This is a genomic window from Burkholderia sp. BKH01, assembly GCF_025685725.1.
In the GTDB taxonomy this organism is placed as follows: domain Bacteria; phylum Pseudomonadota; class Gammaproteobacteria; order Burkholderiales; family Burkholderiaceae; genus Burkholderia; species Burkholderia pyrrocinia_C.
In genome coordinates this window covers 198,817-214,039 of sequence record NZ_JAOTQT010000008.1, presented here as the reverse complement: position 1 = coordinate 214,039, position 15,223 = coordinate 198,817, and the positions used below count along the sequence as shown (strand labels likewise).

At 65.9% G+C, this 15,223-nt stretch carries 13 protein-coding genes and 1 pseudogene; 4 read left to right on the top strand and 10 right to left on the bottom strand.

The annotated features are described in order from the left end of the window. Positions 1-209: 209 nt before the first annotated feature. On the bottom strand, positions 210-2,012 hold the full coding sequence (locus OEJ37_RS15390; protein ID WP_174419000.1) for a PhoH family protein: 1,803 nt from the start codon (positions 2,010-2,012) through the stop codon (positions 210-212). Between OEJ37_RS15390 and OEJ37_RS34920 the strand changes: the two are divergent. Beyond that, a pseudogene (locus OEJ37_RS34920) lies at positions 1,908-2,152 on the top strand (hypothetical protein); the annotation flags it as partial. The gene OEJ37_RS15390 and the pseudogene OEJ37_RS34920 sit on opposite strands and share 105 nt — an antisense overlap. A gap of 192 nt (positions 2,153-2,344) precedes the next feature. Here OEJ37_RS34920 and OEJ37_RS15385 read toward each other — a convergent pair. The 9 genes from OEJ37_RS15385 to OEJ37_RS15345 all read right to left on the bottom strand — a co-directional run bounded on the left by OEJ37_RS15385 (position 2,345) and on the right by OEJ37_RS15345 (position 10,706). Continuing rightward, the gene (locus tag OEJ37_RS15385; protein WP_006756046.1) at positions 2,345-2,806 is read right to left on the bottom strand and encodes a peroxiredoxin; all 462 of its coding nucleotides are present in this window, start codon (positions 2,804-2,806) and stop codon (positions 2,345-2,347) included. A 108-nt stretch (positions 2,807-2,914) separates the two neighbouring features. Further along, positions 2,915-3,811: a polysaccharide deacetylase family protein gene (locus OEJ37_RS15380; protein WP_263344733.1), complete on the bottom strand. Its 897-nt coding sequence runs from the start codon at positions 3,809-3,811 to the stop codon at positions 2,915-2,917. Between the two features lie 13 nt (positions 3,812-3,824). Next, entirely contained in the window at positions 3,825-4,880 is a 1,056-nt protein-coding gene (locus OEJ37_RS15375; RefSeq protein ID WP_152857497.1) for a bifunctional UDP-4-keto-pentose/UDP-xylose synthase, read from the bottom strand. Further along, positions 4,877-5,824: a formyltransferase gene (locus tag OEJ37_RS15370; protein WP_175920190.1), complete on the bottom strand. Its 948-nt coding sequence runs from the start codon at positions 5,822-5,824 to the stop codon at positions 4,877-4,879. Before OEJ37_RS15370 ends, OEJ37_RS15375 begins: the two co-directional genes overlap by 4 nt. Then, positions 5,821-6,858, bottom strand: a complete 1,038-nt coding sequence (locus OEJ37_RS15365; RefSeq protein ID WP_174419002.1) for a glycosyltransferase — start codon at positions 6,856-6,858, stop codon at positions 5,821-5,823. Before OEJ37_RS15365 ends, OEJ37_RS15370 begins: the two co-directional genes overlap by 4 nt. Positions 6,859-6,864: 6 nt before the next feature. Beyond that, positions 6,865-8,016: a DegT/DnrJ/EryC1/StrS family aminotransferase gene (locus OEJ37_RS15360; RefSeq protein ID WP_034181244.1), complete on the bottom strand. Its 1,152-nt coding sequence runs from the start codon at positions 8,014-8,016 to the stop codon at positions 6,865-6,867. A 130-nt stretch (positions 8,017-8,146) separates the two neighbouring features. Then, on the bottom strand, positions 8,147-8,518 hold the full coding sequence (locus tag OEJ37_RS15355) for an SMR family transporter (protein WP_174419004.1): 372 nt from the start codon (positions 8,516-8,518) through the stop codon (positions 8,147-8,149). A gap of 13 nt (positions 8,519-8,531) precedes the next feature. Beyond that, positions 8,532-10,208: a glycosyltransferase family 39 protein gene (locus OEJ37_RS15350; protein WP_263344732.1), complete on the bottom strand. Its 1,677-nt coding sequence runs from the start codon at positions 10,206-10,208 to the stop codon at positions 8,532-8,534. Positions 10,209-10,331: 123 nt separating this feature from the next. After that, on the bottom strand, positions 10,332-10,706 hold the full coding sequence (locus OEJ37_RS15345) for an Mth938-like domain-containing protein (RefSeq protein ID WP_041492864.1): 375 nt from the start codon (positions 10,704-10,706) through the stop codon (positions 10,332-10,334). 315 nt (positions 10,707-11,021) lie between these two features. Between OEJ37_RS15345 and OEJ37_RS15340 the strand changes: the two genes are divergently transcribed. The 3 genes from OEJ37_RS15340 to thrC are packed head-to-tail and all read left to right on the top strand — an operon-like array spanning position 11,022 to position 15,108. Then, positions 11,022-12,260, top strand: a complete 1,239-nt coding sequence (locus OEJ37_RS15340) for a pyridoxal phosphate-dependent aminotransferase (protein ID WP_174419006.1) — start codon at positions 11,022-11,024, stop codon at positions 12,258-12,260. A gap of 53 nt (positions 12,261-12,313) precedes the next feature. Then, entirely contained in the window at positions 12,314-13,642 is a 1,329-nt protein-coding gene (locus OEJ37_RS15335) for a homoserine dehydrogenase (RefSeq protein ID WP_152857493.1), read from the top strand. A gap of 14 nt (positions 13,643-13,656) precedes the next feature. Further along, positions 13,657-15,108: a threonine synthase gene (thrC, locus tag OEJ37_RS15330; RefSeq protein ID WP_175947664.1), complete on the top strand. Its 1,452-nt coding sequence runs from the start codon at positions 13,657-13,659 to the stop codon at positions 15,106-15,108. Positions 15,109-15,223: the final 115 nt, after the last annotated feature.

Below are 15,223 nucleotides of genomic sequence, written 5' to 3'. Positions count from 1 at the left end.
GCTCGCGAATCGTATGACAACAGACAGACCCGATGGTAGACGCTCCAGCGGGGCTTAAGCAACCATTCTTGAGAATTTACTTGAAGTTTCGCGCGTAAATGGGGCTTTTGCGTGACGATGCGTTACAGTGTTTTCGACCCCAAATAAAAACGGCGCTCCGGAAACGGAGCGCCGCGATGCGTCGAAAGCCGGCGGACCGGCCTGCCGCGTTACAGGATGTCCGACGCGTAGTCGGCGAGCCGCGAGCGTTCGCCGCGCGCGAGCGTCACATGGCCGCTGTGGCCCCAGCCCTTGAAGCGGTCGACGACGTAGGTCAGGCCCGAGCTGCCTTCGGTCAGGTAGGGCGTGTCGATCTGCGCGATGTTGCCGAGGCACACGATCTTCGTGCCGGGGCCCGCGCGCGTGACGAGCGTCTTCATCTGCTTCGGCGTCAGGTTCTGCGCCTCGTCGATGATCAGGTACTTGTCGACGAACGTGCGGCCGCGCATGAAGTTCATGCTCTTCACCTTCAGGCGTGAACGGATCAGTTCCTGCGTCGCGGCACGTCCCCATTCTCCGGCAGCGTCGTCGGTCTTCTGCAGCACTTCGAGGTTGTCGTCGAATGCGCCCATCCACGGCTGCATCTTCTCTTCCTCGGTACCGGGCAGGAAACCGATGTCCTCGCCGACGGGCACGGTCGCGCGCGTCACGATGATCTCGTTGTAGCGCTTGTCGTCGAGCACCTGCGCGAGGCCGGCCGCGAGCGCGACGAGCGTCTTGCCGGTGCCGGCCTGGCCGAGCAGCGTGACGAAGTCGATCTCGGGGTTCATCAGCAGGTTCAGCGCGAAGTTCTGCTCGCGGTTGCGCGCGGTGATGCCCCACACGTTGTTCTTGTGGTGGCTGTAGTCGCGCAGCGTCTGCAGCAGCGCCGTCTTGCCGTTCAGCTCGCGGACGATCGCGTGGAACGTCGGCTCGCCGTTCTGCGGTTCGAGATAGGCGAACTCGTTGACGAGCATCGACGCGACGAGCGGGCCCGTCACGCGGTAGTACGTGGTGCCCGTCTTCGTGTCCTGCCAGCTCTCCATGCCCTTCGCGTGCTTGGTCCAGAAGTCCTGCGGCAGTTCGCGCACGCCGCTGTAGAGGAGATCGGAATCCTCGAGCACCTGGTCGTTGAAGTAGTCTTCCGCGGGCAGGCCGAGCGCGTGCGCCTTGATCCGCATGTTGATGTCTTTCGACACCAGCACGACCTGGCGGTCGGGCCGGTCGCGCTGCAGCGCGCGCACGACGCCGAGGATCTGGTTGTCGGCCTTGCCTGCGGGCAGGCCTTCGACGGGCGCGATGTCGGCGAGCTTCGTCTGGAAGTACAGGCGACCGAGCGCCTCGCGGCTGCCGAGGCGCGACAGCGGGATGCCGGCCGTGATCGCGCCGGCATCGGCGACGAGCGCGTCGAGCGTGCGGCTGACCTGGCGTGCGTTGCGCGCGACTTCGGACATCCCCTTCTTGTGGTTGTCGAGTTCCTCGAGCGTCATCATCGGCAGATAGACGTCGTGTTCCTCGAAGCGGAAGAGGCTGCTCGGGTCGTGCATCAGCACGTTGGTGTCGAGCACGAACAGTTTCTGCAGTTCGGCTTCGGCGGGCTTGCGGCCGCGCGACTTCGTCGCCGCGCCGGCATCGCGCGCGGGAGCCGCGGCCGGTTTGTCGGCGGCCGGCTTGTCGTGGCGCGCGACGACCGGCGCCGCGGGTGCGGCTGGCGCCTGCATCGGCTGCAACAGTGCGGCCGTCTGTCTGGTCTTGCGGCCGCGTGCGGGTGCGCTCGCGGCATCTTGCGCCGAAGTCGCGACGGCGCGCAGCGGCGCGGCCGTATTCGCGGCTTCGATCATCGGTTGGGCCACGCTGGCCGGACCATAGTCACCGGCTGTGGATGCGTCCCCTTCGGCGGATTTTTTCGCGGCTTTCGCGGGCCGCGCTTTCGCCTTGTATTCGTCGGGCGGCAGCAGGCTGCCGAGCTTGCTGGGGGGGGTAGGCAAAGGCATGGTGTCCCTCGGGAGGAATCGTGTCGCAAGGCGTGCGCCGCTGATCGCATCCTGCGTGACGTAGACGCATGCAGTTTGCGCGCGGTGGCGCACAGGAATTTCGTCTAGCCGGTTCGCCTAAGTGTCGATCAGCTCCTTGACGGGGTGAGGGCCAGCCCGCGGGCCGGCGCGCAATCCATAAAAAAAGCCGCTGCCCCGTCGACAGGGACATGCGGCTCGGCTGATACCGTCGTGATGCGCGTCAGGTGCCGGGAAGCATCGCATCGAGCACCGGCGCAGCTACGAGAAATATGGGGCGAACTGGCATTCATTGCGGCCCAATATAACGCGCCTCAAAGCGCTTGTACAGCACTTAGCACGTCGTCGACATGCCCCGGCACCTTGATGCCGCGCCATGCCTGACGGAGCACGCCGTCAGCGTCGATCAGGAACGTCGAGCGCTCGATTCCACGCACTTCCTTGCCATACATTTTCTTCATCTTGATGACATCGAACAGCGCGCACAGCGCTTCGTCGGCATCGGAGATCAGCGGGAACGGCAGTTCGAGCTTTGCCTTGAAATTGTCATGCGAGCGCAGGCTGTCGCGCGACACGCCGATGACTTCGGCACCGGCTTTCTTGAACTTCGGATAGAGATCGCGGAACTGCAGCCCTTCGGTCGTGCAGCCCGGCGTGTTGTCCTTCGGATAGAAGTACAGCACGAGCTTCTTGCCCTTCAGGTCGGACAGCGAAATGTCGCCGCCCGTGGCCGGTGCAGTGAAATCGGGAACTTGACGGTCAACTTCGACGGACACGTGTTTCTCCTGTTGTTATGGAAAGGCGCCGCTGCGGCGGCGCGGTTCGGCGGGGCGTCGCGGCAGCGCCGCAAGGGCGCTGCGGGCGACGCCGGCTCGCGTGCGAACTCAGTCGGGCTGGACGATCAGTTCGCCGGAGCGGCCGGGGATTTCGCCCCACGTGACAGGGTACGATGGCAGCGAGTCGCGGTCCAGCGTCGCGTGGTAGTCGCCCATCGTCGCAAACGTGTGGCCTTGCGCGCGCCAGCCGGCGAGCAGTTGCTCGAACACGGGCGCGAGCTTCTGGCCTTCCAGTTCCGCATGCAGCGTGAACACCTGGTCGTGCGGATTGGTTTCGGTGAACCTGAGGATGTGCGCGGCGACATTGTGCGTGTCGACGCCGTCGATGCCGAGCACTTCGTCGAGCGTGGGTAGCGTCGTCGGCATCTGCACGTGCGACAGCGTGCGGCCGGCGACGACGGGCAGGTACGGCGAATGGCCGCGGCCGTCGGACGCGTAGCGCATCCCCCATGCGTCGATCTGCTCGAACGCGGAGTCGTTCATCTGCCAGCCGGCCGCGCCGTGCGTGACGGGCGGCGTGCCGAAGATCTCGATGAAGCGCGCGTGGCTCTTCTGCATTTCACGCGCGGTCCAGTCGCGATCGCGCGCGCGGACGTTGTCCTGCCAGTACACGTGATCCCACGTGTGGATCCCGCATTCGAAGCCGGCCTCGTGAATCGCGCGCATGTCGGAGATCGCACGGCGGCCGATGTCGGGGCCCGGCAGCAGCACGCCGTACATCAGCTGCTTCACGCCGTAGTGTTCGACCACCGACGTGCGCGACACTTTCTTCAGGAAGCCAGGGCGGAACACGCGCCGCAGCGCCCAGCCCGTGTGATCGGGCCCGAGGCTGAAGAGGAAGGTCGCGCGCGCACTGAAGCGGTCGAAGATGCGCGCGAGGTTCGGCACGCCTTCGCGCGTGCCGCGCAGCGTGTCGACGTCAATCTTGAGGACGATGCGAGCCAAGCGAGCGTCCCGATCAGCCTTGCTGTTCGACGAGCGCGCGCGCGTCGGCGACGTGGCCGCGATACGCTTCGAAGATGTTGCGCAGCGCGTCGTCGAACGTCGCTTGCGGCGCCCAGCCGAGCTCCTGCATCGTGTTGTCGATCTTCGGCACGCGGTTCTGCACGTCCTGGTAGCCGTTGCCGTAGTAGGCGCCGGACGTCGTTTCGACGAGCTTCACCTGCTTGGCCGAATCGGCATACTCGGGGAATTCCGCCGCCAGTTCGAGCATCTTGTGCGCGAGCTCGCGAACCGAGAAGTTGTTCTTCGGATTCCCGATGTTGTAGATCTTGCCCGATGCGACGCCGTTCGCGTTCTCGATGATCTTCATCAGCGCGCTGATGCCGTCGCCGATATCGGTGAACGCGCGCTTCTGCGAGCCGCCGTCGACGAGGCTGATGTTCTCTCCGCGCACGATGTGGCCGAGGAACTGCGTGACGACGCGCGAGCTGCCTTCCTTCGGCGTGTAGATCGAGTCGAGGCCCGGGCCGATCCAGTTGAACGGGCGGAACAGCGTGAAGTTCAGGCCTTCCATCCCGTAACCCCAGATCACGCGGTCCATCAACTGCTTCGAGCACGCGTAGATCCAGCGCGGCTTGTTGATCGGGCCGTAGGTGAGGGCGGACGCGTCCGGGTCGAACTGCTCGTCCGAGCACATGCCGTAGACCTCGGAGGTCGACGGGAACACGAGGTGCTTGCCGTACTTGACGGCCGAACGCACGATCGGCAGGTTCGCCTCGAAGTCGAGCTCGAACACGCGCAGCGGCTGCTGGACGTAGGTGGCGGGCGTCGCGATCGCGACGAGCGGCAGGATCACGTCGCACTTCTTCACGTGATACTCGACCCACTCCTTGTTGATCGTGATGTCGCCTTCGAAAAAATGCATCCGCTCGTGGTTGACGAGGTCGCCAAGCCGATCGGTCTGCATGTCCATGCCGAACACTTCCCAATCGGTGGTTTCAAGAATGCGCTTCGACAGGTGATGGCCGATGAAGCCGTTCACACCCAGGATCAGGACTTTTTTTGCTTTCATGAATGACGGGAAGAATGAATGAACTGCGCGAATTCCGCGGGCGTCACGACGGTTTCGCTGCCGTCGCGCTGCTGCCACAGCTCGAGAATGGATAAGGCGCGGCTGTCGCCGCAGACGCCGAATAGCGCATTATCGCTTACGTGCAGGCCGGGCGGCAAATCTGCCGCGGCGGCCGCTGCCGCGCTGCCGGGCGCCGCGAGGCGCGCGCGCGCGATCACGAAACGCGCGCCGCCGACGTCCGTAAACGCGCCCGGATAGGGCGGCGCGACCGCGCGCACCAGGTTGTAGACCTGCGCGGCCGGCTTCGACCAGTCGACGCGGCCGTCCTCGGGCTTGCGCCCGCCGAAGTAGCTGCCGGTCGCGAGATCGTTCGGCAGGTGCGCCGCCTCACCCGCGAGCAGCGCGGGCAGCACGCGCCAGAGCGTCTGCTCGGCGGCCACCGTGACCTTGTCGAACACCTGCGTGGCGGTATCGTCCGGCAGGATCGGCACCGCGGTCTGGCCGATGATCGCGCCCGCGTCGGGCTTCGCGGCCATTTCGTGCAGCGTCGCGCCGGTTTCGGTCTCGCCGTTCAGCACGGCCCAGTTGGTCGGTACCCGACCCCGGTATTTCGGCAGCAGCGAACCGTGCATGTTGTACGCGCCGCGCGGCGCGATCGCGAGCAGGTCCACCGGCAGCATGTGCCGGTAGTAGAACGAGAAGATGAAATCCGGCTGCGCGTCCGATACCGCGCGGCGCAGCGCCGGATCGGCGGGATCGGCCGGCGTGACGACCGGAATGCCGTGCTCGGCCGCGACGGACGCGACGCTGCCGAACCAGATGTTCTCGTTCGGGTTGTCCTCGTGCGTGACGACGAGCGCGACGTCGACGCCGCGCGCGAGCAGCACCTGCAGGCACCGCACGCCGACGTTGTGATACGCGAAGACGACCGCGCGCGGCTTCATTGCGAGGCTCCCGCGCGATTCGCGCCGGCCGGCACCGCCGGCATGCCGTCATGCTGCTCGAGCACGGCCTGGATCAGGTAGCGCGGCCGTGCGCGCACCTGCTGGTAGATGCGGCCGACGTATTCGCCGAGCAGGCCGAGCGCGAAGATGATCACGCCGAGCAGGAAGAACGTGATCGCGAACAGCGTGAACACGCCTTGCACTTCCGCGCCGACGATGAAGCGCCGCACGAGCAGCAGCACGAACAGCGCGGCGGAGCCGAGCGACAGGATCACGCCGATGAACGACAGCCACTGCAGCGGCACGACCGAGAAGCCCGTCACGAGGTCGAAGTTCAGCCGGATCAGGCTGTACAGCGAGTACTTCGACTCGCCCGCGAAGCGCTCCTCGTGCGCGACCTCGATCTCGGTCGGCTTCTGCGCGAACGTATAGGCCAGCGCGGGGATGAACGTGTTGACTTCGCCGCACACGTTGATCGTGTCGATGATGCGGCGGCTGTACGCGCGCAGCATGCAGCCCTGGTCGGTCATCTTGATGCGCGTGATGCGCTCGCGCAGGCGGTTCATCATCTGCGACGCCTTGCGCCGCCACAGGCTGTCCTGGCGCTGCTTGCGGATCGAGCCGACGTAGTCGTAGCCCTCGCGCATCTTCGCGATCAGCTTGCCGATTTCCTCGGGCGGGTTCTGCAGGTCGGCGTCGAGCGTGATGACGATCTCGCCGCGCGATTGCGCGAAGCCCGCGAGGATCGCCATGTGCTGGCCGTAGTTGCCGTTGAGCAGCACGACGCGCGTCGTGTCGGGGCGCACATGGAACTGGTCGGCGAGCATCGCGGCCGAGCGGTCGCGGCTGCCGTCGTTGATCAGGATCACTTCGTATGACGTGTCGAGTGCGTCGAGCGCCGGATACAGCCGCGCGAACAGCGCGGCGAGGCCGTCTTCCTCGTTGTACACGGGGATGATGACCGATACTTCGGGCCGGCCGGCGTCCAGGTGCCCGGCGCCCGGATGCCCGGCGCGTGCTTCAAGGTGACTCATGTACGCTTATTTTCCGTATTGTTCGCAAATCTGGTTGATGGCGTCGACCACACGACGCACGTCGCCCTCGGTCATCTGCGTGAACAGCGGCAGCGTGACGGTCGACGCGCCGTACCGTTCGGCGTGGGGGAACATGCCCTCCTTGAAGCCGCGCGCACGGTACAGCGTGAAAAGATGGATCGCCGGGTAGTGGATGCCCGTGCCGATGCCGCGTTCCTTCATCTGCGCCATGAACTCGGCGCGCGGGATCGACAGCCGCTCGAGCGGCAGCGTGATCTGGAACATGTGCCAGTTGCCGTTCTCGAATTCGGCGACCGGCAGGCCGACGCCGAGCTTCGCGGCCGGGCCGCCGTCGAACGCGGCGAAATACGCGCGGGCCAGCGCGCGGCGCTGCGCGGTGAAGCGCTCGAGGTGCGGCAGCTGGCCGAGGCCGACGCGCGCGGCGACGTCGGTCAGGTTGTACTTGCCGCCGAGCACGTCGCAGTCCATCCCGTCGAAGCCCGTGCGCGTGATGCCCTGCAGCCGGTACTTCTGCGCGAGTGTCGCTTCGTCCTCGTTGTTCAGCACGAGCGCGCCGCCTTCGATCGTCGTCAGGTTCTTGTTCGCGTGGAAGCTGAACGACACGATGTCGCCGAACGCGCCGATGCGCTTGCCGTTCCACGTCGAGCCGAGCGCCTGCGCCGCATCTTCGATCACGCGCAGGTTGTGCGCGCGCGCGATCGCGTACAGGCGGTCCATGTCGACCGGCAGGCCGGCCAGGTAGACGGGGATGATCGCCTTCGTGCGCGGCGTGATCGCCTGCTCGAGCTTGTCGAGGTCGATGTTGCGCGTGACGGGATCGATGTCCGCGAATACGGGCGTCGCGCCCGTCTCGAGGATCACGTTGCTGGTCGAGACCCACGACGCCGGCGTCGTGATCACCTCGTCGCCGGCGCCGACGCCCGCGATGCGCAGGCCGATCTCGAGCGTGCAGGTGCCCGAGTTGAACGCGCGGACCGGACGGCCGCCGCAGTATTCGGACAGCGCCGCTTCGAATTTCTGGCACTGCGGGCCGGTGGTGATCCAGCCCGAGCGCAGCACTTCGACGACGCCCTGGATGGTTTCCTCATCGATCTCGGGGCGGGTGAACGGCAGAAACGGAGCGGTAGTCTGGCTCATGAACGCTTTGGCCTGTAATGGCGTGTAATAAAAGGGTCGGGCAATCCCGTCCGAAACCGGCATTAAACACCGGTTGGCGGATTCGTACCGTGATTTTTTGTAGGCGGACGCTTAACGCCGCGAGGCATGCTCAGCTTCGTGCAAGCACGAGTACCCCGATCAAAATGATGCCGATGCCGACGAGCCGCTGGACCGACAGCACCTCGCCGAACAGGTACCAGGCCGCGAATGCGTTGACGACGTAACCGAGCGACAGCATCGGGTACGCGATCGACACGTCGACCCGCGACAGCCCGAGGATCCAGACGACGACGCTCAGCACGTAGCAGCTCAGGCCGCCGATGATCGGCAACTGGGTCGCGATCTTCAGGCCGACCGGGATGATGTTCGCACGGCTGAATTCGAAGTGTCCAACGGCGTTGACGCCGGCTTTCAGCAGAAGTTGCGCACAGGCGTTGAGCATTACGCCGGTGATGATGCAGGCGAACGAAACGGGATTCATGCGATGGGCGTCCTTACGATTGCGGTTTCTCGACGATCACGCGGCGGTTGTCGCGCGCGATCACGCGCATCGGCACGCCTTGCTTGACCAGCGTGTCGTACTGGCCGGGCGGCATGATCGCCAGCGCATGGGTTTCCTGTTTCCAGCGCGTGATCCATTCGTTGACGGTCGGAATCCATTTGTTCGGCTCGACCGAGATCCCGAACGCGAGCTCGTCCTGGCGCTGGACCATGATCGTCGTGTGGCCCATATAGAACGGGAACGTGTGATCGAGCATCTCGATCGAGTAGAACGGCGTGTCGGGCGGCAGCTTCGCCAGTTCGGTGCGCACGGCGGGCGCGAGCAGCGCGCCCGAGCTGTAGCGGCCGAACTCGTCGTGCCCGGTGCCGCCGATCGTGCCGAACGCGAGCCACGCGGCGCCGAACGCGGCGATCGCGGCCGCGACGCCCGTGCGGCGGTTCAGCCACGCGGCCGCGAGCGTCAGCGCGGCCGAGACCGCGAGGCCCGCGTACAGCCACATCTGGAACGCGCGATACAGCGCGTTCGGCGTGCGGGCGTCACCCTGGTACGCGAGGAAGATGATCCCGAATGCCGCGACGACGAAAAACACGAGATAGCCGAGCAGGTGGCGGCGGAACCGGTCGGCCGACATCAGCGGCAGGTACGCGCCGATGATCAGCGCGAGCGCCGGTGCGATCGGCAGCACGTACGAGATCAGCTTCGAATGCGACGCGCTGAAGAACAGGAAGATGAATGCGCTCCAGATCAGCAGCACGAGCATCGGCGAGAAGCCGTTCGGCTGGCGCGGCATCCGCAGCGCATGGCGGATACTCTGCCACGCGACCGACAGCCACGGCAGGAAACCGACCAGCAGCACCGGCACGAAGTAGTACAGCGGTCCCGGGCGGTTCTGTTCCGGGGTCAGGTAGCGGCGGAATTGCTGGACGATGAAGAAGAAGTTCAAGAATTCGGGGTTGCGCTGCTGGACGAGCACGAACCACGGCGTGACGATCGCGAAGAAGATCACGAGGCCGCTGACCAGGTACAGGCGCTTCCACAGCGTCCAGTCGCGCGCGATCAGCGTATAGAGCACGAGCACGGCGCCGGGCAGGATCACGCCGACGAGGCCCTTCGACAGCACCGCGAACGCCATCGCGGCCCAGCACGCCCACATCCAGCCGCGTACCGCGGCCGGGCGCAGCCCGGGCCGCTGCGCGAGCAGCAGCGAGCAGAGCGACAGCGCCATCCAGAACGCGAGCCCCATGTCGAGCGCGTTGAAGTGGCCCATCAGGTTCCAGTACGGCGAGCATGCGAGCACGACGGCCGCGAGGAAGCCCGACAGCGGGTTGAACAGGCGCGCGCCGGTGAAGCCGACGAGCAGCACGCCGGCGAAGCTCGCGATGGCGGTGTAGAGGCGCGCCTGCCATTCGCCGATGCCGAACCACGCGAACGTCAGCGCGTTCAGCCAGGTCTGCAGCGGCGGTTTCTCGAAGTACTTGTAGCCGTTGTAGCGCGGCGTGATCCAGTCGCCGGTGACGAACATCTCGCGCGCCATCTCCGCGTAGCGGCCTTCGTCGCTCGGGATCAGGTGGCGCAGCCCGAGCGGCGCGAACCAGACGATCGCGAGCGCGACGAGCAGGAGGACGAGCGTGATGCGATTGAGCGGTAGCCTCGACGGCGTATCGTTCATGGGTTTTCAGCCTGTTGGTTGTTGTGACGGGCCGCCGGCGGGTTGCGCCGGGGGCGGGCGGCCTGGCCGGGGCGATCCGGGGATCGACCCGCTGCGCCGGCCCGAGTTTTACCGCATCGGGGATTAACGTTCAATTAAGAGCGCGGCGGCGACTTTGCGGCCCTCGGCCATCAGGATGTTGTAGGTGCGGCAGGCGGCCTGGAAATCCATCGTCTCGACGCCGATCCGCTTGGCCGTGAGCGCGGCGACCAGCCGCGGGTGCGGGAAGCGCAGCCGCGCGCCGCTGCCGAAGATCACGAGTTCGGGCGTCGGGTCGAGCAGCATCGCGAAATGCTCGGGCGCGAGCGCGTCGAACGACGACACGGGCCATGCCTGGACCGGCGCGCCGGGCAGCACGATGACGCTCGTTTCATGGCGTTCGAGATTGACGTCGACATAATCGGGGCCGTAGCCGGTGACGGTGTTGAGCGCGCCGCTCGCGTCCTGGTGCAGTTTCAAATCGGTATTCCGCGGTTCCGTAGGGGAATGTGTTGCAGGGCCGCACGGGCCCGGGGCGGCCGGTTTCGCACGCCGGTGCACGCGGGACGCCTGACGGCGCGGCCCGGTGCGGCTATGGTGCATTGCGAAAGTCGGCCAAAATCCGCTAAATTATAACTTTTTGGTCGCCCCCGGGCGCCACTTGCATCGCGCGCTGCCACAAGTCGTGCGCGATCGCCCGCTTTTCCCCAGTCTAGACAGCGCGCACAGACCGGCCGCTTTCCAGTTTTGATCCCGTCCCCCCGGCTGCAAGGCCAACCCAGGAACCGTGTCGTCGTGAAACCGATTCAGAAGTCGAACAAGCTGCTCAACGTCTGCTACGACATCCGTGGCCCGGTGCTCGAGCACGCGAAGCGCCTCGAGGAAGAAGGCCACCGCATCATCAAGCTGAACATCGGCAACCTCGCGCCGTTCGGCTTCGACGCGCCGGACGAGATCATCCAGGACATGATCCGCAACCTGCCGACGTCGTCGGGCTATTCGGATTCGAAGGGCGTGTTCTCGGCCCGCAAGGCCGTGATGCACTACACGCAGGAAAAGGGCGTCGTGGGCGTCGGCCTCGACGACATCTACATCGGCAACGGCGCGTCCGAGCTGATCGTGATGGCGACCCAGGGGCTGCTGAACGACGGCGACGAAGTGCTGCTGCCCGCACCCGACTACCCGCTGTGGACGGCCGCCGTGAGCCTGTCGGGCGGCACGCCCGTGCACTACGTGTGCGACGAGCAGAACGCGTGGATGCCCGATCTCGACGACATTCGCCGCAAGATCACGCCGAACACGAAGGCGATCGTCGTGATCAACCCGAACAACCCGACGGGCGCGCTTTATTCCGACGAATTGCTGCTGGAGCTGATCGAGATCGCGCGCCAGCACGGGCTGATCGTGTTTGCCGACGAGGTCTACGACAAGATCGTCTACGACGGCCTCGAGCACACGGCGATGGGCTCGCTGTCGGAGGACGTGATCACCGTCACGTTCAACAGCCTGTCGAAGAGCTATCGCTCGTGCGGTTACCGCGCGGGCTGGATGGCCGTGTCGGGCCTCGGCGGCGACAACCGCCGGCGCGCGAAGGACTACCTCGAGGGGCTCGGCATCCTGTCGTCGATGCGCCTGTGCGCGAACGTGCCGGGGCAGTTCGCGATCCAGACGGCGCTCGGCGGCTACCAGAGCATCAACGAGCTGATTGTGCCGAGCGGGCGCCTGTACAAGCAGCGCGAGCTCGCGTACGACATGCTCACGTCGATTCCCGGCGTGACCTGCGTGAAGCCGCAGGCCGCGCTGTACATGTTTCCGCGCCTCGATCCGAAAATCTATCCGATCCAGAACGACCAGCAGTTCATACTCGACCTGCTGCTCGAGGAGCGCGTGCTGCTCGTGCAGGGCACGGGTTTCAACTGGGCGACGCCGGACCACTTCCGCGTGGTCTTCCTGCCGAACCTCGACGACCTGACCGATTCGATCAACCGGATCGCACGCTTCCTCGACGGCTACCGCAAGCGCCATTCGGCCTGAGCGGACAGGACCACACGGAACCCATTACTTCTTACTCATCGATCACACGCAGCATGGAACCGATCAAAGTTGGCCTGTTGGGCTTCGGCACGGTAGGCAGCGGCACCTTCACGGTGCTGCGCCGCAACCAGGAAGAAATCAAGCGACGCGCGGGGCGCGGCATCGAGGTGACGCGCATTGCCGTGCGCAACCCGGCCAAGGCGCAGGCTGCGCTCGGCGGCGACGCCGGCGCCGCGCAGATCACCGACGATTTCAATTCGGTCGTCGACGATCCGTCGATCGCGATCATCGCCGAGATGATCGGCGGCACCGGCATCGCGCGCGAGCTGGTGCTGCGCGCGATCGCGAACGGCAAGCACGTCGTGACGGCGAACAAGGCGCTGCTCGCGGTGCACGGCACCGAGATCTTCGAGGCCGCGCGCGCGAAGGGCGTGATGGTCGCGTTCGAGGCGGCCGTCGCCGGCGGCATCCCGATCATCAAGGCGCTGCGCGAAGGCCTGACCGCGAACCGCATCCAGTACATCGCGGGCATCATCAACGGCACGACGAACTACATCCTGTCGGAAATGCGCGACCGCGGGCTCGACTTCGCGACCGCGCTGAAGGCCGCGCAGGAACTCGGCTACGCGGAAGCCGATCCGACCTTCGACATCGAAGGCGTCGACGCCGCGCACAAGGCGACGATCATGAGCGCGATCGCGTTCGGCGTGCCGGTGCAGTTCGACCGCGCGTACGTCGAGGGCATCAGCAAGCTCGACGCAACCGACATCCGCTACGCGGAAGAACTCGGCTATCGGATCAAGCTGCTCGGCATCGCGCGCCGCGCCGAAAACGGCATCGAGCTGCGCGTGCACCCGACGCTGATCCCGGAGAAGCGCCTGCTCGCGAACGTCGAGGGTGCGATGAACGCGGTCGTCGTGCACGGCGACGCGGTCGGCACCACGCTGTACTACGGCAAGGGCGCGGGTGCGGAGCCGACCGCGTCGGCGGTCGTCGCGGATCTCGTCGACGTCACGCGCCTGCACACGGCCGACCCCGAGCATCGCGTGCCGCACCTCGCGTTCCAGCCCGACAGCCTGTCGAACACGCCGATCCTGCCGATCGAGGAAGTCACGAGCGGCTACTACCTGCGCCTGCGGGTGGCCGACCAGACCGGCGTGCTCGCCGCCATCACGCGCATCCTCGCCGAATCGGGCATCTCGATCGACGCGCTGCTGCAGAAGGAGTCGGAACAGGTCGACGGCGCGAACGGCGAGACCGACATCATCCTGATCACGCACGAGACGCTCGAGAAGAACGTCAACGCGGCGATCGCGCAGATCGAGAGCCTCGCGACGGTCGTGTCGAAGGTGACGAAGCTGCGCATGGAAGCGCTGAACTGAGGATCGACGACGACATGAACTACATCTCCACGCGCGGCGCCGGCATCGGCGAGCGCCACACGTTTTCCGACATCCTGCTCGGCGGTCTCGCGAAGGACGGCGGGCTCTACCTGCCGGCCGAGTATCCGAAGGTGTCCGCCGACGAGCTCGCGCGCTGGCGCGGGCTGCCGTACGCGGATCTCGCGTTCGAGATCCTGTCGAAATTCTGCGACGACGTGCCGGCCGACGACCTGCGCGCGATCACGCGCCGCACATACACGGCCGACGTGTACAGCAACACGCGCCACGGCGAGAACGCAGCCGACATCACGCCGCTGAAGACTCTCGGCACCGAGAACGGCGCGGCGCTGTCGCTGCTCGAACTGTCGAACGGCCCGACGCTCGCGTTCAAGGACATGGCGATGCAGTTGCTCGGCAACCTGTTCGAGTACACGCTCGCGAAGCACGGCGAAGCGCTGAACATCCTCGGCGCGACGTCGGGGGACACGGGCAGCGCGGCCGAGTACGCGATGCGCGGCAAGGCCGGCGTGCGCGTGTTCATGCTGTCGCCGCACCGGAAGATGAGCGCGTTCCAGACGGCCCAGATGTTCAGCCTGCAGGATCCGAACATCTTCAACCTCGCGGTCGAAGGTGTGTTCGACGACTGCCAGGACATCGTGAAGGCCGTGTCGAACGATCACGCGTTCAAGGCGCAGCAGAAGATCGGCACGGTCAACTCGATCAACTGGGCGCGCGTCGTCGCACAGGTCGTGTATTACTTCAAGGGTTATTTCGCGGCGACGCAATCCAACGACGAGCGCGTATCGTTCACGGTGCCGTCGGGCAACTTCGGCAACGTGTGCGCGGGCCACATCGCTCGGATGATGGGGCTGCCGATCGCGAAGCTCGTGGTCGCGACCAACGAGAACGACGTGCTCGACGAGTTCTTCCGCACGGGCGCGTATCGCGTGCGCAGCGCCGAGAACACGTATCACACGAGCAGCCCGAGCATGGACATCTCGAAGGCATCGAACTTCGAGCGCTTCGTGTTCGACCTGCTCGGCCGCGATCCGGCGCGTGTGATGCAGCTGTTCCGCGACGTCGAGGAGAAGGGCGGTTTCGATCTCGCGGCGAGCGGCGATTTCGCGCGCGTCGCCGAGTTCGGCTTCGTGTCGGGACGCAGCAGCCACACGGACCGCATCGCGACGATCCGCGACGTGTTCTCGCGCTACGACACGATGATCGATACGCACACGGCCGACGGCGTGAAGGTTGCGCGCGAGCATCTCGACGCAGGCGTGCCGATGGTCGTGCTCGAGACGGCGCAGCCGATCAAGTTCGGCGAGACGATCCGTGAAGCGCTCGATCGCGAAGCCGAGCGGCCGGCCGCATTCGACGGGCTCGAGGCGCTGCCGCAGCGCTTCGAGGTCGTGAAGGCCGATGCGCAGCAGGTAAAGGACTTCATCGCCGCACATACGGGCGCGTAACGCGTGGCCGGGCCGCGGGCCCGGCAGCGCAAGACGGCCGGAATGCCGATTCGTCGAACGGATCGGGGTTCCGGCCGTTTCGTTTGGCGGCGCGGTGCAGCGGTGCAGCGGTGCT

What these genes read in the sequence shown, in the direction of transcription:
- OEJ37_RS15355 (WP_174419004.1), bottom strand. Translation starts at nt 8,518, where the DNA reads ATGAATCCCGTTTCGTTCGCCTGCATCATCACCGGCGTAATGCTCAAC.
- OEJ37_RS15350 (WP_263344732.1), bottom strand. Translation starts at nt 10,208, where the DNA reads ATGAACGATACGCCGTCGAGGCTACCGCTCAATCGCATCACGCTCGTC.
- OEJ37_RS15360 (WP_034181244.1), bottom strand. Translation starts at nt 8,016, where the DNA reads ATGAGCCAGACTACCGCTCCGTTTCTGCCGTTCACCCGCCCCGAGATC.
- OEJ37_RS15390 (WP_174419000.1), bottom strand. Translation starts at nt 2,012, where the DNA reads ATGCCTTTGCCTACCCCCCCCAGCAAGCTCGGCAGCCTGCTGCCGCCC.
- OEJ37_RS15365 (WP_174419002.1), bottom strand. Translation starts at nt 6,858, where the DNA reads ATGAGTCACCTTGAAGCACGCGCCGGGCATCCGGGCGCCGGGCACCTG.
- OEJ37_RS15335 (WP_152857493.1), top strand. Translation starts at nt 12,314, where the DNA reads ATGGAACCGATCAAAGTTGGCCTGTTGGGCTTCGGCACGGTAGGCAGC.
- OEJ37_RS15370 (WP_175920190.1), bottom strand. Translation starts at nt 5,824, where the DNA reads ATGAAGCCGCGCGCGGTCGTCTTCGCGTATCACAACGTCGGCGTGCGG.
- OEJ37_RS15375 (WP_152857497.1), bottom strand. Translation starts at nt 4,880, where the DNA reads ATGAAAGCAAAAAAAGTCCTGATCCTGGGTGTGAACGGCTTCATCGGC.
- thrC (WP_175947664.1), top strand. Translation starts at nt 13,657, where the DNA reads ATGAACTACATCTCCACGCGCGGCGCCGGCATCGGCGAGCGCCACACG.